This is a genomic window from Anaerolineae bacterium, from assembly GCA_025062375.1.
Lineage (GTDB): Bacteria > Chloroflexota > Anaerolineae > SpSt-600 > SpSt-600 > SpSt-600.
Genome location: JANXAG010000007.1, coordinates 12,346 through 28,879 on the forward strand (window position 1 = coordinate 12,346; position 16,534 = coordinate 28,879).

Consider the following 16,534-nt stretch of genomic DNA (forward strand, 5'->3'; position numbering starts at 1 on the left):
ATGAGCACAAGGGAAGAAATTCTTCGCAAAACTGTTGAAAGCCTCCTGGAAGACGAAAGGCTTCGCTCTAATTTCACCGATTACGAAGCAGAAGCGATTTTGGGTTGGGCAACCCGCTGGCTTGAAAAGAGAATTCTCACGGCACCGGAAGAAAAAATTGAAGAAGTAGCCCGCTGGGAAAAGGAGAGATTGAAAAACTTTATCAGTTCTCTGAACAACATGTTCCTTTACACCCGCTCCCCAACGCTGGCCCTGGCTATGGGGCTTGTGGAAAAACACCTCAATGAAGGCAGACCTTTCTCCGCAAGGGAAGTCATTGAGTGGATTACTTCATTGGCTGAGATAATATGGGAAAAAAGAGAAGGCGTCTCCTAAGGATATATTTAGCTTTTGCCTCAATTGCCCTGCTGACGGTCTTACTTTTGCTTTTTCTTTTCCCCCTAGCCCAGGAGGAGACAGTTCATCCCACCCCCACCCCGGGGACTGGAAATTGGTATCGTGTATACTTTACAGCACCGGGCTCAGAGCCAATAGATAAAGGGCTTGAAGATCTCATAAAGTCGGCCAACCATTCAATCGATGTGGCCGTTTACCAATTGGACTTACCAGGAATAGTCAAAGCCCTCATAGAGGCCTCCCAAAAAGGGGTTAAAGTGCGCGTTGTTACGGATATAGACGATGTCCTTGAACATTCCAGAGAGAGGGTCTCTTTTCTGGAACTTAAACGCCACGGAATCCCGGTAGTAGGCGGAAATACCTCAGGCATAATGCACAATAAATTCGTTGTAGTAGATGGCCGGGCTGTCTGGACTGGTTCGTGGAATTTTACCTTGAACGATACCACTCGCTATGACAACAATGCTATATTGATTTACTCCCCAGAACTTGCTCGCAATTATACGGTTGTCTTCAACAAGATGTTTGAGGAGAAAGAGTTTGGCCCCAAACGCAAAGCGGGAGGCACAATGCCCTATCTCATCATAAACGGTATTGCCGTGGAAAATTACTTCGCTCCAGAAGATGGGGTTGGCAAAAGGATAGCCGAGAAACTCCAACTGGCTAAATCCTCGATCTATTTTATGGCTTTCTCTTTCACCGACGACAGGATAGGTAAGGTGTTGCGGGAAAAGGCAAAAGAGGGAGTGCTGGTTCAGGGGGTATTTGAGAAGGTAGGTTCCGAAACCAAGTTCAGCGAATTTGGAGCCCTGCTTAAAGCCGGCATTGATGTCCGTCAGGATGGCAACCCTTACCTTATGCATCATAAGGTTTTCATAATTGACGAGAAAATCGTTATCACTGGCTCCTTTAACTTTTCAGTTAGTGCCGATGAGTTTAACGATGAAAACATCATCATCGTGGAGGATCCGGCTATAGCTAAGGCTTTCGTAGGTGAATTCCAGCGAGTATACTCAGCTGCCAGGCGGTAAAACAGGGGGAAACTAAATGCCTGAAGAAGTTGATCTGGAAACTTACTGTGAGGAAATTGATTCCCTCATAAGGAGGGGAAGGAGCGACGAAGCCATCGCTGCCGCTCGCCATATTCTTTCCTTTTACCCTAAATTCATCGAAGCCTATCGCCTTCTGGGAAAAGCTTATCTTGAAAAGGGCGAGCTGGCTAACGCTGCTGATATGTTCCTCAGGGTATTAGGAGCTGACCCGGAGGACTTTATAGCTTACGTTGGCCTAGTGGATGTTTATAGAACTGAGGATAAAATAGAGCAGGCTATTTGGTTTTTGGAAAGGGCTATAGATCTGGAACCAGCTCGCAAGGAACTGAGGAAAGAGCTGGAAACCCTTTATCGGGCGTTGGGGGTAACCGAACTTATTCCTCATTATACCCTCGCTGGACTTGCTCGCACTTATTTTAGAAGCGGGCTCCTTGAGCAAGCCGCTCAGGCTTTGAACGAGGCACTTGAGAGAGAACCCGATAGAATTGACCTCCGCATGACTCTGGCTGAAGTTCTGTGGCGGATGGGAAGACGCCTGGAGGCGGCTCAGACCTGCCTTGAAGTCCTGGATGTTTTGCCTTATTGTCTCAAGGCCAATTTAATTCTGGGCTATATTTGGAGCTCCATAAATCCGGGCGAAGCCAGAGCAAAGTTTGAGCTTGCTCAGGCCCTTGACCCATTGAACCGGAAAGCCTGGGAGCTTTTCGGCAGGGACAGCCCCCTTCAGCCCCGCCAGATTAAAGTGCCAAGGTTTGAGTTTATCATCACCCCTATAGAGCGAAAAATCCCCGCCTGGGCAGAGGCCTTGGAGACAGAGGAGGAACCACCTCTTCAACTGGAGAAGCCGGAAGAAATAGAAGAGCTTCTGGTTGGCCCTGAAGTTGAAATGGCTCCGGAGGAAATTCCCTCCAGATTTGAAGGCGAAGCAGCTCCTGCGGGGGTAGAACTTCCTCCCTGGCTTGAGGAAGAAATTTCCGAAGAAGTGCCTTTGGAAGAGCTTCCTCCTTGGCTTAGGGAAGAAGTTCCTCCCCCGGTGCGGCTTGAAGAAGAGGCTTTAGCTCCAGAAAAACCATCCCTGGAAGAAGTCCCCTCTGAAGAAGCTCCTGCGCTATTCTGGCCTGAAGGGGAAGCAGAATTTCCAGAAGAACTGCCCCCGTGGCTCAGAGAAGAGATAACCCCTGAGGAAGTCCCTCCCCCCTCCTGGCTTAAAGAAGAGGTTCCACTGAAGGAGACTCCGGCGGAAATACCTCCCTGGTTTGAAGAGGAAGCATTTCCCGAAGAAGCCCCTCTCCCATCATGGCTCGAAGAAGTTCCATCTGAGGAAGTTCCGGAACCATTGTGGCCAGAAGTAGAAAAAGCTCCGCCTGAGGAAGTCCTTGCCCCTGCTGAAGCGGAAAAGGAAGAATTTCCCGTTCTGCCAGCGGTGGAAGAGGTTCCTCCTGGGCTTGAAAAGGAAGAAATCCCTCCTTCCTGGATAGAGAGCCTCAAGCCCCTGGCAGAAAGCTTCCTGGAGGGTGAAGTAGAAATGGCCCTCGCTGCCGAAGCAGAAACGGCGGTAGAGGAATTGCCCCTTGTGGAGGAAATAAAGGTAGAGAGGCCTCCCGTTGTCAAACCTATGGGGGTTGAGGAGCTTCTTGAGACTGCCAGAGCTCGGGCTCGGGAGGGAGATTGGGAAGAAGCATTGAGGTATTACAGGAAACTTTTCCGGCACAAAAAGTATAGGGAAGAAATAAGCAGAGAACTGGAAAAGGCCTTAGAAAGAGGCGTGAAGATCCCGGCACTATTTGAGCTTCTGGGGGATATTTACCGGGAGAAAGGCCAGCTGGACCGGGCTCTGGAGCTTTACAGGAAAGCCCTTCTCCGCTCTTAATCCACCAAAGCCTCAGAGGAGGAATAACCATGGAAAGGAGCCTCATCATCATAAAGCCCGATGGAGTCCAAAGAGGCTTAATAGGGGTTATTATCTCTCGCCTGGAGAACAGGGGCCTCAAAATAGTGGCGATGAAAATGATTCAAATGGACGAGGAATTAGCCCGCCGCCACTACGCTATCCACGAAGGGAAGCCTTTCTTTGAAAAGCTAATAAACTATATAACCTCTGGCCCTGTGGTGGTGATGGTAGTAGAAGGCCCCAGAGCCATAGAAATTGTGAGAAAGACCATGGGCACCACCAACCCCGCTGATGCTTCCCCTGGCACTATCCGGGCCGATTTCGCTTTAGAAATTGGCCGAAATCTTATCCACGGTTCGGACTCCCCTGAAACGGCTGAAAAAGAAATAGAGCTTTTCTTCCACCCCTCTGAAATCCTTTCCTACCATCGCGATACGGATCGATGGATCTTTGAATCTTAGGAGGAGGTCGGCAAATGGATTTTGCCTTTAGCGAAGAGCAGGAAATTTTCCGCAAAAGCATCCGGGAATTCGCAGAAAAGGAGATAATGCCCAGGGCTCAAGAAATAGATCAGAAAGGTGAGTTCCCGTGGGATATCATTAAAAAAATGGCCCGTCTCGGCCTCATGGGCTTGCCTTTTCCTGAAGAGTATGGTGGATCTGGCGGGGATACCATTTCCTACGCCATAGCAGTGGAAGAAATTGCCAGAGCTTCAGGCTCGGTAGCTATAACCTTTTCGGCTCACATCTCCCTGGCCTGCGGAGCTATTTACCTCTTCGGAACCGAGGAGCAAAAAAGAAAATACCTCGTTCCTATGGCCAAGGGAGAGAAGCTGGGGGCCTTTGGCCTCACAGAACCGGGAGCAGGAAGCGATGCCGCTGCCATCAAGACCAGGGCAATCCTTGACGGGGACGAATGGATTATAAACGGCCAGAAGATCTTTATCACCAATGGCTCCGTGGCCGATGTAGTCGTGATAGCAGCGGTTACCGATCCAGCTAAGGGCAAAAGAGGGATTTCCAATTTTATAGTGGAAAAGGGCACCCCTGGCTTTCGCATCGGAAGGGAAGAAGACAAGATGGGCCTCAGGGGTTCTGTAACTTCTGAATTAATCTTTGAGGATTGTCGCATTCCCAGGGAAAACCTGCTTGGGAAAGAGGGGGAAGGCTACAAACAGTTCCTCGTTACTCTCGACGGAGGAAGGATTGGCATTGGGGCGATGGCTGTGGGTCTGGGAATGGCCGCTCTGGAGACATCCGTGAAATACGCAAAGGAAAGGGTTCAGTTCGGGCAGCCTATTGCCGAATTCCAGGCCATCCAGTGGATGCTTGCTGATATGGCCACTGAATTAGAGGCAGCCAGGCTCCTTGTATATAGAGCTGCCTGGCTCAAAGAGCAGGGGCAGCGTTTCACCAAAGAAGCTGCTATGGCTAAACTCTTCGCTTCCGAAGCAGCAGTGAGAGCATGCTACAAAGCTATCCAGATCCATGGTGGGTACGGGTACACGAAGGACTACCCGGTAGAAAGGTTTTACCGTGATGCCAGGCTAACCACCATAGGCGAGGGGACAAGCGAAATACAACGCCTTGTGATAGCCCGATACCTCTTGGAAAGCTTTTAATCTGGCAATCGGGCATCCTCTACCAGGGGGTTCTTCAGTGCGGGCCGAGTTTGTTTATTAAATCCTGGATGTATTGAAGTAAGCGCAGGTCATCGCCGCGGCCGTAGAGGAGTTCAGCCGCAACGGAAGGTTTGATGGGTTCTCCCAGGTTTCGGGAAAGAATCCGAAGCAACCCCAGATCACAGTGCTTCAGCAGATCCCCGCCGGAATGGATCTCCTCTTTCAGGGAAACAACCCGATCCCACCATTGAGGCCCTTCTCGTCCAGGAGGTGTAAACTCAAAGCAATAGGTGTGAAACAACTGGTGGATAACTTCTTTGACAATAGAAAGAGGTACTTCTGGATGACGGGCCTGGTAATGTTCTATAAGCTTTTCCTCGAGCGCTTTGAGGGAAAGCCCCGGGTTCTGCCGCATCAATTTGTAGAAATTCAGGATGACCCAGGGGCGATGGGGGTTAGCGGTCATCCGAACTTTTGGAGCCAGAGCCCTTATATACCTATCTATCTCTCTTTCTCCTCGCACGAATTGCGGGGATGTTTCCTCCAACAGGTCATCGTAATAAACGAACTCGTCGCAGGCAGCGATGAGAGAAGCGCCACTACACCCTCTTACTCCCAGGCCGATGACGATCTTCCCCCGTCCGTGCAAATAGTGAGCTAGCTCGGTGAAATCACTGTCACCTGTGGCCAGTATGATGTGGGTTAGGGGTAGTTCCCCAGCTGCCACGAGGTTTACTGCATCAATCGTTAACCGGATATCGGCAGCGTTTTTGCTGCGCCCGCCGACGTGGATTAATTCAATACCCAGGGCTGAAAGTTCCTTTTGGTACTGACCGTAAGCGCTCCAATCCGCATAAGCCCGCCGAATGACAACCCGGCCCCATCTTTCAGCAACTTTCAGGATTTTGTACCACTGAACAGGCCCGTTGAACTGCTCTTGCACACTGCGGAGCAGGTTTTCGTAATCTATAAACAGGGCTACCAGGCCTTCCCCCATTCTCCCTCCTCAGATTAAATTTTAACACAGCCTTTTGAGAAGTGGGGGGCAAAAATGAGGGGAGTTTAATTTTCCTTCAAGATCACCTTGCCTGAGTAGCCATCAACCACCACGATCTGGCCATCTTTCAGGGCAGAGGTAGCTCCTCTTATTCCCGTTACTGCGGGGATGTTATATTCCCTGGCTACAATTGCTCCGTGGGATAGTTGCCCTCCAACTTCCATTATCAACCCTTTTATCCGCCCGAAAACCACCGTCCAGCCAGGGTCTATTGCTCTTACTACCAAGATATCGCCAGGGGAAACTTTACCCAATGCGGAGGGTGTTAGGACGATCCTGACAGGGCCAGAAGCTATGCCTGGGCTTACGGCTATCCCTTCCCAGTTTGTCTTCTCTTCAAGGGGTCTATCTCCTTTGAGAAAAAGAGGGTAAGCTACTGCCGGGTCTATTTTTTCCAGCTCTTCAAAAACAGCTCGTCTGGCCATGGCTAAAGCAACGGGGATAGAGCCTCCAGAGCAAATCTCTTCCAATTCATCCCAGGTAAAGAAGAAGATAAGTTGATGTTCCTGCAGTTTACCCTGTTTTTCCAGAGTTTTGCCAGCCTTCAGAGCTACCCTACGCATGAAAGCGAGGGTTTCCTGCCAGTAGAAGCGCTGTTCTTCCCTCAAGAGGGCATAAGGTCTGGCCAGCGAGAGAAGCAGGCTCAAAAGGGCTTTTCTCACGGGGTCCTTGAAGGTGGGAGCCTGGTAAATTCTTTTTGCGGGGCAGAAGGTGGATGAAGCGAGTTTGAAAATCTGCTCGGGCTCTTCGGCGAAAGTAGGCCTGTAAATATCCAGGGAGAAAGCGCGGTGTCCGTAGACTTTAATGAATTCCTTCAGCGCCTCTTCCCGGTCGGCGCTGTTCAGGGCTTTTTGAAGAGCGCGACCCATTTCTGCCGTCCTGGTGCCTATATCGGAGAGAAGAGCAGATGCGGCCGCTGAAACTTCGTCAGGCCTGAGCCAGAGCCCCAGGAAAAGCTTAAGGAGGCCGTAGCTTATATCAGCCCAGGTGAGACTCCAGCGGTGAATAGAAAGGAGGCGTCGGTTCAAAGCTTGAGCCCTTTCCATCAGAGACCATATCTGGAGCAAATTGTCGGGGGGAGTAGTATTAAGAGCCAAGTCCATGGAGTCCAGCTCGTTTCGGTGAAACAGGGTGTACCGTTTCCACAAAATGCAGTTCAAGGGTGACCAGTTTATAGGATCCCGAAAGAAGTGGCAGAGTAAGGATAGGGGGAACCGGAGGGGAAGTGAGACCCTTTTGCGAAGGTTAGAGTCTCTGTTGGGGAAATACCCTCTGGCTCCTTCTGGTAAGAGCCAGTCGGGGAATGGTCTGTATAACATCTGAAAAAGGGCCAGGTTTACGTAGGGTCGGCCGAGGTAGAGCCGTGTGACCCTTAGTTTTTCGGGATTACGGAACCCCATGTAGCGCAGCGGGTCGCGAAAGGCCAATTCTTCTACCAAAGGCTTTATTATGCTCCAGCCCAGAGGGGATAAAGGCTCAGAAAAGCGTTCGTTGAAGAAACCACTGGTCCAGAGCTCTTCTCCCCCAGGCTCAGTAAAGAAGCGCCAGGCTCTATACCGGAGTGAGCTTTCCACTGTAAGGGGTCTTACTTGGAGGAGGAAGAACTTTCCTTCGTGGTAGCACCACTCAACATCCTGGGGGTGGCCAAAGAGCTCTTCAAGGGCCAGAGCTATCGCCGCCACTGCTTTCACTTCTTGAGGCGAGAGGACTTTTCCTTTCCCCTGAGGTTCTTCTCCTTTTTTAATTCGGTAGCGCTCCGGTTGAGCCAACCCGCTTACGAGCGCTTCTCCAGAGCCTTTTACAGCCTCAATTGTTACAATTTCTTCTCCTGTAACAGGATCACGGGTAAAAACTACTCCTGCTTTCTCGGCAGGAACCATCCATTGAATTAAGACGGCCATTTTGCCGGGAGGTAGATTGTGGAAGGAGCGATAGGCCAGAGCCCGGGGGCTATCCAGGGAAGTCAGGCAATTTACTATGGCTTCTTCCAGATTTTCAGGCTCAACGTTCAGGAAAGAAGAAGCCTGACCGGCAAAAGAAAGCAGGGTTGAATCTTCAATTGTGGCGGAGGAACGGACAGCTAACTTGCCTGGAGGAAGATTTCGGAGAAATTTTTCAATTTCTTTCCGGAAGGTCGGCGGGAATTTGCCCTGGGTTTCCTTCAGGAGCTGAGAGGCAGAGGTAGTGAGGCAAAAGCCTGGAGGGATGGAGAAGCCTTTCCTGAGAGCCCTGGCGAGATTGGAAGCTTTAAATCCCACCAGGGAGGGGTCCAGGCTTTCCGAATCTTCCAAACTCAGAATTAGAGGTTTTTCTTCCATAAAGCAAAAAATTAGCCCCTCAGGACTCAGCCATCGGGGCGCTTTGTGGTTCAGTATGGTAAAATTAAGCGGCCGCTTTGGAAAGGTAAGAGTTGAAGAGTTTCATCAGGCGAGATTTCCGGCGCGCTGCATTGTTTTTGTGGATGATTCCTTTTTCGGCTGCTTTGTCCAGGGCACTTATAGCAAGGCGCAGAACCTCTTTTGCCTCTTCAATTTTTCCTTCAGCCAGGAGTTTTCGCGTTTTTTTAATGAACGTACGGGCCCTGGAACGGTAATACATGTTTAGCAGACGTCTTTTTCGAGCCTTCCTGAGTTCTTTCTCAGCTGACCTGGTATTGGGCAAAGCACACCTCCTCAAAGGTTTTTTTATATAATACCTTATCCTGCCAATTTTGTCCAATTACGGTTCCAGCGGGGGATTCACAAGGCTTTTAATGCTTTTTGTTCGCCGCCATTTTGACGGAATGTAATTATATCTAACCCGGTCTGGGAAGGAGCCAGGCCTGTCCTTATTATCTCTAACGATGGTGTTCAGTAAGAGGATGCGGAGCTGGTCTTAATGTTCCCCAGCAACTGGCCAGCGGTAGCGGTCACCAGGGTTCACTATCAACTCACCGCTGACTGAACCCCAGGGTGGGGGAGCATCTATGGTATAGGTGTAACGGCCAGGGTCAAGACAGTAGATGAACTCGCCTCCGGCTTGAATTTTAATGGTTTCGTTCCAATGATTCCCTATTCTGGTGAAAGTAAAGCTCAATTCCACTCCCATGAAGTTCTGAATCAGGTAGCAGCCTTTGTCAGGAGCGAGCTGCCTAACGGGGGTGGGAGATGGCGTAGGTGAAGGTTTAAGAACTCGTGTGGGAGTGAAAGTAGGCGTAGGTTTTGGAGTAGGAGTAAAAGTAGGGGTTGGTGAAGGCGTTGGAGTGGGTGTTGGGCTTGGCGTAGGTGTAAAGGTAGGCGTCGTTGTGGGTGTGAGCGTCGGTGTTGGTGTTAAAGTGGGTGTTGACGTGGCCGTAGGTGTTGGCACTAAAGGCAGTCCAGGCAGGTAGCGACATCCTGCGAGGGTTAGAAATACCAGCATAACGACGGTAGTGAAAATTAAAAATTTTGCCCTTTGCATTTTGACCTCCTTTCCGACAGGCAGGCACAATGCCTCAGGCCTTGCTTAGGTTTTAAAATCACCGCCGGAAAGACACCGGCTGGCTGTTTACATTATGGCGAACACCAAACCAGGTCTGTTTCATCAAAAGAGTCATGGGTTATTCTCCAGAATTTCCCGGTGCTCAGGGATAACAGGTAAATTTCCCGAGCAGAAAAACCTCTTCCCTCCCCAGCATAAGCGGTGAAGGCCAGCAATCTCCCATCTGGCGAAAAGACGGGTTTCTCTGCCCCGCCGGGAACCTGAGCGATCTTTTCAAGGCCACTGCCATCAGGGTTCATAAGGTAAAGTTGATGTGACCCCTCTCTGGATGAGACGAAAGCTAATTTTTGGCCATCGGGGGACCATGCTGGATGCCAGTCATAGGCCGGGTGATCTGTGAGGCGCAAGAGACCAGTCCCATCCTTCTGGATTACGAAGACATCCCAGTTTCCATCTTTGAGGGCAGCAAAAGCTATTTTCTCCCCATCGGGGGACCAGGAAGGTTGTCCAGCAAAGGTATTGCCCGAGGTGAGTTGACGGATTGTCCTTTCCTGCAAGTTATAGATGAAAAGTTCCTGGGCTTGAGCAAAGCTTGCCCTGAAAACTATGTGGTGGCCTTGGGGGTCAAAAGATGGTTCCCTACCCTGCGTGAGGAATTTAAAGCCCTGGCGATCCTTTAGCCAGATACCTTCCCCTTTTACGAAAGCCATAGCTCCCCCAGGAGCCAGAGAGAGTTCCCGCTCATCGGCGGGAGAGCTTAAGAGGAGCTCAAGCTCAGCGCCATCGGCTCTCATCCTGTAAAGGTCGTAGTTGCCTCCTGAATCGGAGGCAAAACAGAGGTATAAAGGGGGAATAACTTCAACGATTAACGGAGGCGTTTTAACTGTCTCACCTTCTGTTCCGGTAAGAAAAGCTTCAATGGTGTAAGTGCCAGGGGATGGAACTTCCCACAGAAAGGTTACAAGCCAGCGGCTGGGATAGCGTGCCATGGATTTAGGCAAAGGCAGGATTTTGCGCCCGTTAACCCACAATTCCGCTCCCGTGAGCTCTACAGGGGGGCTTTCCACCTCCACGGTAACAATCTGACCCGGGAAGATTATCGTCCCATCCCCCGGGGAAAGGAAACGAGCAGAAAAGGGGGAAAGCCCCCGAACTTCAGGCACTGCTTCTCTCATAGTTCTTGAAATTAAATAGATCAGCAATCCCCACTCCAGCACAACGGCGACGAAGAGGATTAATAGGAGCAAGATCCTCCTGCCTGTCAAGGTCTATATCCCTTGAGGCTTACTCCATCAAGATTTAAGTCCACTTCGCGCTGAGCAGTTCCCCACTTTTTCCACAGCCGGATAAAGATTGTAATGCGAGATGAAGGGGCCGTGAAGGTGATGGAATAACGGCTGAATTTCCCGGGAGAAAGCCTTGGGTAAACTTTGGGGACGGGAATATAGGTCCAGTTAGTGACGGCTCTCCAGTCGGTTCCTCCCGCCGGGTCATACCCCCACTGGATGACGTAACTATAGGGGTCTTCCGCTCCAGTTATAACCGGGTCGCCTTCAGCAGCTCGCAGGAGGGCAGCCAGGCTGAACTCGTAAATAGCTCCCGGGGTAAGGCCACCCACCACCTGATAGATGCCGGCATAGCGGTCGGGATCAGAGGCGGCACGGCAATAGGTGTGTATTTCTATGAGCTGGGAGTGGTGGCCATCCCAAACCACGGGGAACCAGGTGTCGTCATACCAGCCGTAGGAAGCATTGCCGCCGTTGTCAAACTTATGCCAGCCGAGAGCTACTCCATCAGGGCCAAAGCCCTCCTCAAAGCTTCCGTTGCGGATAAACTCATGCCATCTTCCAACGCTGACGGTGACGGAAACAGAAGATACCTTTCCGCTGGCGTCTACGGCTTCAGCTTTGAGGACGTGAGGCCCTGGGGTTACTGGAGTCCAGAGGAACTCCCTTTCAAGAGCCAAGGGGCCAACGGCAAAGGAAACGCTGCCTACAAGGCGGGGGCCATCGTAAAGTTTCAAGGAGGTGATGCCGACGTCGTTGGAAGCCATTACTTTAACGGGCCAGGCCCTGCCAACAGCGGGATAGGGAGGCACAGATAGAGCCACCTGCGGAGCTCTTGTATCGGCGGGGGCAGGCCCCAGGAGGCTTATCCCATCCAGGTTAACGTCCACTTCCCTGCCGGCAGTGCCCCATTTCTTCCATACCCTGATAAAAAGGGTAATCCTGGAAGATGGGGCCACAAAACTTGTGGTATACTCCAGCATTTTTCCAGGGGAGGACCTGGGATAAACCACATCCCAGGGCAATTCCACCCAGTTGGTGACAGCTCTCCAATCCGTTCCACCGGCTGGATCAAATCCCCACTGAACCCTGTAACTGTAAGGGTCCTCCAGGCCATAGATTACCGGGTCGCCGTCCTGAGCTCTTATCATACCCCTGATTTTGAGGGTGTAAGTTGCTCCCGGGACCACTGCCACTGTCTGGTAAATTCCGGCATAGCGGTCGGGGTCAGAGGCGGCACGAGAGTAAGTGTTTATCTCAATGAGCTGGGAGTGGCGACCATCCCAGACCACAGGGGGCCAGGTATCATCGTACCAGCCGTAAGTGGCGTTGCCCCCGTTATCAAACCTGTACCAGCCCAAGCCTACACCATCGGGGCCAAAGCCCTCCTCAAAGTTCCCATTGGTTATTCTTTCAGACACGGAGGAAGCAAAGGGCAGCTTGGGGAAGGTAAGGAAAGCAGCCAGACCCAGGAGGACTGAGGCGGAGAGCAGCAAAAGTGCTTTGCTTTTCATTTAAGCGCCTCCTTTTGCGCCTTCTAAAGCCGGTAAATGACCTTTAAAGTTTGTCTTTGCGTGGCTTTTAAATTCTGAAGTTTAAGAGGAGAAACCACGCAAGAGTGGTGAATCAAATTCATTATAGCACATTAAACCCCACCCCGCAATTGGGCGATGGGTCCTTAAGGTAATAACGGGTGTGCCGGTTGCTCCGCCGTCTTTCGACCAAGAAGGTTGGAAATTTTTGACAAAAGAAAAGCTCGTTGGTAAAATTTAAATTGACGGGAGGGGGAACGATGAGCCGGAATGTCCCGTTGCCGTGCCCGATACCACGCCTTTATCCAGACCTCAGGTCTGGGTATGCCGGAGTGTTATTAGACTGAGGTGTGGCACGTCAGGGCCGGTCCCCAGACCTAAGGGGGGCCGGCCCTTTTTAAATCTCACGGGGAGGGAAAAAGGATGAGGGAAAAACTTATTTCTCCTGCTGAGGATTTTTCCGAATGGTATGTTCAAGTTATCCAGAGGGCTGAGCTTGCCGATTATTCCCCGGTCAGAGGCTGCATGGTTATAAAACCCTACGGCTATGCCCTCTGGGAAAACATCCAGCAGAGCCTTGACCGTCGTTTTAAGGAGACAGGCCATCAGAATGCGTATTTCCCCCTCTTCATCCCCTACAGCTTTATTCAGAAAGAGAGCAAGCACATAGAAGGGTTTGCCCCTCAGCTTGCCATAGTCACCCATGGGGGAGGGAAGCAGCTGGAAGAGCCCCTGGTAGTCCGGCCCACCTCTGAAACCATTATAGGCTACATGTATTCTCAGTGGATACGCTCTTATCGGGACTTGCCCGTCCTTATAAACCAGTGGTGCAATGTGGTTCGTTGGGAGCTCCGAACCCGTCCTTTCCTCCGCACGATGGAATTTCTCTGGCAGGAAGGCCACACTGCCCATGCTACCTACGAGGAAGCGGAAGAGGAAACCTTGAGGATGTTGAACATTTACCGGGATTTTGCCGAGAACGACGCCGCAATTCCTGTGATCCTTGGCCGAAAGAGCGAATCGGAAAAATTCGCCGGAGCCCTCCACACTTACACTATGGAGGCCATGATGGGCAACAAGTGGGCTCTGCAGGCTGCCACTTCCCACAACCTCGGCCAGAACTTTGCCAAAGCTTTTGAAATCCGCTATCTGGACCGCAACAATCAGCTTCAGTACTGCTGGACAACAAGCTGGGGCCTGAGCACCCGTTTTATCGGAGCTATTGTGATGGTTCACGGGGATGAGAAGGGCCTCAAGCTTCCTCCCAAGCTTGCCCCCATCCAGGTGATAATCGTGCCCATCTGGAAGAGCGATGAGGAGAAGGAAAAAGTTCTAGCCCGAATCGCAGAGCTTAAGCCTCAGCTCAGAGATTTTCGGATAAAAGTTGATGACCGGGAGGAATATACACCGGGGTGGAAATTTAACGAATGGGAGTTGAGGGGGGTACCCCTGCGGATTGAGATAGGGCCTCGCGATGTGGAGGCGGGGCAGGTGGTCTTTGCCCGCAGGGATACCGGTGAAAAGTGGGAAGTGTCCACCGATGACCTCGGGAGTAAGGTGGGGAAGGTTCTGGAGGAAATTCATTTCAACCTTTTCCAGTTGGCTAAAAAATTCCGGGATGAAAACACCTTCCGGCTGAACGATTACGGAGAATTTAAACGCATTATAGAAAGCGATGGTGGGTTCATCATTGCTCCATGGTGCGAGGCGCCCGAGTGCGAGGAAGCAATTAAGGACGAAACAAAAGCCACCATACGGTGCATACCCTTTGAACAGGATGGGCAGCTGGACCGCTGTGTATACTGCGGGAAGGAGACGACCCTCAAGGCCCTCTTTGCCAGGGCTTTCTAAAGCCTGGGGGCAAGGCGAGCTTTTACCAGAAGAGCACGGTCTTTGAGGATCTGGTCAACGGGGCCCACTGTCAAGACCTTGCCCGCGTTCAGGATCACAACTTTATTACACGTTCTCTCTACAAAATCAAGGTCGTGGGAGGCGATGACTTTGGTGTGAGGCAGGGAACGCAAAAGTTCCATGAGCTCCCACCTCCCCACCGGATCTAAATTGGCGGTGGGTTCATCCAGGACCAAGATCTCGGGAGCCATGGCCAGAACAGTGGCTATGGCTACTTTCTTTTTCTCCCCAAGGCTCAAATGGTGAGGAGAGCGGCTTTCGTAACCGGTCATTCCTACAGCTTCCAGAGCTTTCTTCACCCTCTCCGCCACTTCTTCCGGAGAAAGCCCCAGGTTCAAAGGCCCGAAGGCCACATCTTCAAAAACGGTGGGGGAGAAAAGCTGGTCGTTGGGGTCCTGAAAGACAAGGCCTACAAGCCGGCGGATCTGCCTGAGGGTTTCCTTCCGCACAGGTATGCCTTTCACCCACACGGGATCGGAACCGTTGGAAGAGTAGCCTGTGAGAATGCCGTTCAGATGCAAAAGCAGGGTGGATTTTCCCGCCCCGTTCGGCCCTACTACACCCACACTTTCCCCTTCATCAACTTCAAAGCTTACCCCTTTTAGAGCTTCAATGCCCTCTGGATACCGGTAATGCAAATCTCTGATCTCCAAAACTCTGGCCATTCTCTATCCTCCAAAAGCCGTCAGAATCCAGATAAACCCGAGGCAAGCGGCAGAAACTGAGCTGAAAACTAAATCTCTGAAAGAAAATTTAAGGGGATTTAGAGTCCTGACCTCTCCCTCAAAGCCCCTGGCCAGCATCGCCTGATATACCCTTTCAGCTCTTTCGTAGCTTCTTATGAAAAGGACTCCTGCAACCCGGGCCATAGCTCTGAAAGAAGCCCACCAATTGTTACCAGCCCTCCTTGAGGCCCAGGCTCTTTCCATCCGCATGGCTTCATCCACCACTACGAAAACGTAACGATACATGAAGGAAAGAATTTGCACAAGGGTGGAAGGGACCTTGAGCTTCTCCATGCCCTTAAGGAGAAGAGGGAAAGGGGTAGTGGCCGAAAGGAGCACCAGAATGAGGGCCGAAAGCCAGGCCTTGAACCCGATCGCCGCTCCGGCTATGAATCCCTCTTTCCCCTGCGGGATGACCCGGAAAAGAGTGACCAGAAAAACGAAAGGCACTATGATGGCAGAGCGGGTAAGGATGTAAATGAAAGGAATACGGCTCAGGAACGCAGCCACCAGGATAAGCCCAAAGGTGGCCCCGAAAGCAGGCCACGCCTTTTCCGGCGCCCCTACTATGGACAGAATGAAAGCCAGCCCCAGGACCAACTTGGTCCTGGGGTCCAGCCTGTGGATTACGCTATCAAGGTCGCTGTATTTATCAATGAAACCGTGCTTCATGCTCTTTGCTTCATAATTCTGGCAAGGCCATAACTAAGGCCCAGGGTTATAGCAGTGCCGATGATTCCCGCGAGGATAGTTGCCAGGGCCTCATGCCCGATCCCTGGGAAAACGTAATCAGGAATTACTTTAAATAAAGGCTCCCTAGCTTTTTCCATAAAGCCCAGATCTTCAGCAACCCTTTCAAGGCCATCGGGCCAGGGCGAAGCCAGAGGGGAAAGAACGGTCAGAGCGAAGGCGATGACGATTCCCCATATCCACCATTTCTCTTTCATGGTTGCCCCTCCTTAGATTTTCTCCAGGGCCAGCAAATCAGGCCTTGTGGCTTTAACAAAACCGAGGATGAGGGCTGTTATCAGCCCCTCACCTACACCGATGAGGGCATGAATGCCGGCCATAGCGGGGAGAGCCACCACTAGTGGAGAAGTTCCAGATATGGCCAGCTCAAGGGCGCAAGCCACTGCTGCCGCAAAAATTGAAACCCATCCGGCAACGAAACCTCCTACCGCCTCGGCAAATCCTCTGCCCTTGAGAAGTTTCAAGGTTAGTCTGTAAACGAAGTAGCCCAGGAAAACGGCGATTATCCCCATATTCAGGATGTTTGCTCCGAGGGCAGTTATTCCTCCATCCTGGAAAATCAGGGTCTGAACTATGAGCACACAAGCCATTACCAGCAGGCCAGTCCAGGGGCCCAGGAGGATAGCAGCCAGCGCTCCTCCCACGAGGTGTCCGGAGGTTCCACCGGCTACGGGGAAATTGAGCATCTGAGCGGCAAAGATAAAAGCGGCCATCACCCCTACCATGGGCACCTGCTTTTCCCCAAGCTTCCCGGCAAGGCGCCGTAAGCTATAAGCCACTCCTCCAGCCGAAACTACATAAGTTCCAGCGGCAGTGGCAACGTTTAAAAATCCATCCGGAATATGCATAACTCA

Annotated in this window: 16 protein-coding genes and 2 pseudogenes; 6 read left to right on the plus strand and 12 right to left on the minus strand. The window is 51.4% G+C overall.

Features of this window, described 5'->3' with window-relative positions; genetic code table 11:
* From NZ653_03310 to NZ653_03330, 5 genes are read left to right on the plus strand one after another with little or no spacing between them, the layout of a single operon-like run.
* The gene (locus NZ653_03310) at positions 1 to 375 is read left to right on the plus strand and encodes a hypothetical protein (GenBank protein ID MCS7286153.1); all 375 of its coding nucleotides are present in this window, start codon (positions 1 to 3) and stop codon (positions 373 to 375) included.
* Positions 348 to 1,427: a phospholipase D-like domain-containing protein gene (locus NZ653_03315; protein MCS7286154.1), complete on the plus strand. Its 1,080-nt coding sequence runs from the start codon at positions 348 to 350 to the stop codon at positions 1,425 to 1,427. The genes NZ653_03310 and NZ653_03315 overlap by 28 nt, the downstream gene beginning before the upstream one ends.
* Positions 1,428 to 1,443: 16 nt before the next feature.
* Positions 1,444 to 3,318: a tetratricopeptide repeat protein gene (locus NZ653_03320; protein MCS7286155.1), complete on the plus strand. Its 1,875-nt coding sequence runs from the start codon at positions 1,444 to 1,446 to the stop codon at positions 3,316 to 3,318.
* A 29-nt stretch (positions 3,319 to 3,347) separates the two neighbouring features.
* Positions 3,348 to 3,800: a nucleoside-diphosphate kinase gene (gene ndk, locus NZ653_03325; protein MCS7286156.1), complete on the plus strand. Its 453-nt coding sequence runs from the start codon at positions 3,348 to 3,350 to the stop codon at positions 3,798 to 3,800.
* Positions 3,801 to 3,814: 14 nt separating this feature from the next.
* Positions 3,815 to 4,960 carry an acyl-CoA dehydrogenase gene (locus NZ653_03330; protein MCS7286157.1) on the plus strand — a complete coding sequence of 382 codons (1,146 nt, stop codon included), beginning with the start codon at positions 3,815 to 3,817 and terminating at the stop codon, positions 4,958 to 4,960.
* A gap of 34 nt (positions 4,961 to 4,994) precedes the next feature.
* Here the strand turns inward: NZ653_03330 and NZ653_03335 are convergent, their stop codons facing one another.
* The 8 genes and pseudogenes from NZ653_03335 to NZ653_03370 all read right to left on the minus strand — a co-directional run bounded on the left by NZ653_03335 (position 4,995) and on the right by NZ653_03370 (position 12,276).
* Positions 4,995 to 5,957, minus strand: coding sequence for an NYN domain-containing protein (locus NZ653_03335; protein ID MCS7286158.1), 963 nt, complete (start codon positions 5,955 to 5,957; stop codon positions 4,995 to 4,997).
* A 65-nt stretch (positions 5,958 to 6,022) separates the two neighbouring features.
* Positions 6,023 to 6,337: pseudogene (locus NZ653_03340) on the minus strand (PEP-utilizing enzyme).
* 1,257 nt (positions 6,338 to 7,594) lie between these two features.
* A pseudogene (locus tag NZ653_03345) lies at positions 7,595 to 8,335 on the minus strand (pyruvate, phosphate dikinase).
* 64 nt (positions 8,336 to 8,399) lie between these two features.
* Positions 8,400 to 8,678, minus strand: a complete 279-nt coding sequence (gene rpsT, locus NZ653_03350; protein MCS7286159.1) for a 30S ribosomal protein S20 — start codon at positions 8,676 to 8,678, stop codon at positions 8,400 to 8,402.
* Positions 8,679 to 8,891: 213 nt separating this feature from the next.
* On the minus strand, positions 8,892 to 9,104 hold the full coding sequence (locus tag NZ653_03355; GenBank protein ID MCS7286160.1) for a hypothetical protein: 213 nt from the start codon (positions 9,102 to 9,104) through the stop codon (positions 8,892 to 8,894).
* Positions 9,105 to 9,180: 76 nt separating this feature from the next.
* Complete coding sequence (locus NZ653_03360) at positions 9,181 to 9,390, minus strand: hypothetical protein (protein ID MCS7286161.1); 210 nt, start codon at positions 9,388 to 9,390, stop codon at positions 9,181 to 9,183.
* Positions 9,391 to 9,547: 157 nt separating this feature from the next.
* Positions 9,548 to 10,723: a hypothetical protein gene (locus NZ653_03365; GenBank protein ID MCS7286162.1), complete on the minus strand. Its 1,176-nt coding sequence runs from the start codon at positions 10,721 to 10,723 to the stop codon at positions 9,548 to 9,550.
* Between the two features lie 14 nt (positions 10,724 to 10,737).
* The gene (locus NZ653_03370; protein ID MCS7286163.1) at positions 10,738 to 12,276 is read right to left on the minus strand and encodes a hypothetical protein; all 1,539 of its coding nucleotides are present in this window, start codon (positions 12,274 to 12,276) and stop codon (positions 10,738 to 10,740) included.
* 441 nt (positions 12,277 to 12,717) lie between these two features.
* On the opposite strand from NZ653_03370, the gene proS reads away from it, so the two are divergent.
* The gene (gene proS / locus NZ653_03375) at positions 12,718 to 14,145 is read left to right on the plus strand and encodes a proline--tRNA ligase (GenBank protein ID MCS7286164.1); all 1,428 of its coding nucleotides are present in this window, start codon (positions 12,718 to 12,720) and stop codon (positions 14,143 to 14,145) included.
* Here the strand turns inward: proS and NZ653_03380 are convergent.
* Genes NZ653_03380 through NZ653_03395 form a run of 4 tightly spaced genes read right to left on the minus strand, consistent with a single transcriptional unit; the run spans position 14,142 to position 16,528 of the window.
* Positions 14,142 to 14,870: an energy-coupling factor ABC transporter ATP-binding protein gene (locus tag NZ653_03380; GenBank protein MCS7286165.1), complete on the minus strand. Its 729-nt coding sequence runs from the start codon at positions 14,868 to 14,870 to the stop codon at positions 14,142 to 14,144. The genes proS and NZ653_03380 overlap by 4 nt on opposite strands.
* A 3-nt stretch (positions 14,871 to 14,873) precedes the next feature.
* Positions 14,874 to 15,602, minus strand: coding sequence for a cobalt ECF transporter T component CbiQ (gene cbiQ / locus NZ653_03385; GenBank protein ID MCS7286166.1), 729 nt, complete (start codon positions 15,600 to 15,602; stop codon positions 14,874 to 14,876).
* Positions 15,599 to 15,877: a PDGLE domain-containing protein gene (locus NZ653_03390; GenBank protein ID MCS7286167.1), complete on the minus strand. Its 279-nt coding sequence runs from the start codon at positions 15,875 to 15,877 to the stop codon at positions 15,599 to 15,601. The genes cbiQ and NZ653_03390 overlap by 4 nt, the downstream gene beginning before the upstream one ends.
* A gap of 12 nt (positions 15,878 to 15,889) precedes the next feature.
* Positions 15,890 to 16,528, minus strand: coding sequence for an energy-coupling factor ABC transporter permease (locus NZ653_03395; GenBank protein MCS7286168.1), 639 nt, complete (start codon positions 16,526 to 16,528; stop codon positions 15,890 to 15,892).
* Positions 16,529 to 16,534 lie beyond the last annotated feature (6 nt).

Coding starts and splice junctions, on each gene's coding strand:
- NZ653_03310 (MCS7286153.1), top strand. CDS start 1: ATGAGCACAAGGGAAGAAATTCTTCGCAAAACTGTTGAAAGCCTCCTG.
- NZ653_03315 (MCS7286154.1), top strand. CDS start 348: ATGGGAAAAAAGAGAAGGCGTCTCCTAAGGATATATTTAGCTTTTGCC.
- NZ653_03320 (MCS7286155.1), top strand. CDS start 1,444: ATGCCTGAAGAAGTTGATCTGGAAACTTACTGTGAGGAAATTGATTCC.
- ndk (MCS7286156.1), top strand. CDS start 3,348: ATGGAAAGGAGCCTCATCATCATAAAGCCCGATGGAGTCCAAAGAGGC.
- NZ653_03330 (MCS7286157.1), top strand. CDS start 3,815: ATGGATTTTGCCTTTAGCGAAGAGCAGGAAATTTTCCGCAAAAGCATC.
- NZ653_03335 (MCS7286158.1), bottom strand. CDS start 5,957: ATGGGGGAAGGCCTGGTAGCCCTGTTTATAGATTACGAAAACCTGCTC.
- NZ653_03355 (MCS7286160.1), bottom strand. CDS start 9,104: ATGGGAGTGGAATTGAGCTTTACTTTCACCAGAATAGGGAATCATTGG.
- NZ653_03360 (MCS7286161.1), bottom strand. CDS start 9,390: ATGTCGCTACCTGCCTGGACTGCCTTTAGTGCCAACACCTACGGCCAC.
- NZ653_03370 (MCS7286163.1), bottom strand. CDS start 12,276: ATGAAAAGCAAAGCACTTTTGCTGCTCTCCGCCTCAGTCCTCCTGGGT.
- proS (MCS7286164.1), top strand. CDS start 12,718: ATGAGGGAAAAACTTATTTCTCCTGCTGAGGATTTTTCCGAATGGTAT.
- NZ653_03380 (MCS7286165.1), bottom strand. CDS start 14,870: ATGGCCAGAGTTTTGGAGATCAGAGATTTGCATTACCGGTATCCAGAG.
- cbiQ (MCS7286166.1), bottom strand. CDS start 15,602: ATGAAGCACGGTTTCATTGATAAATACAGCGACCTTGATAGCGTAATC.
- NZ653_03390 (MCS7286167.1), bottom strand. CDS start 15,877: ATGAAAGAGAAATGGTGGATATGGGGAATCGTCATCGCCTTCGCTCTG.
- NZ653_03395 (MCS7286168.1), bottom strand. CDS start 16,528: ATGCATATTCCGGATGGATTTTTAAACGTTGCCACTGCCGCTGGAACT.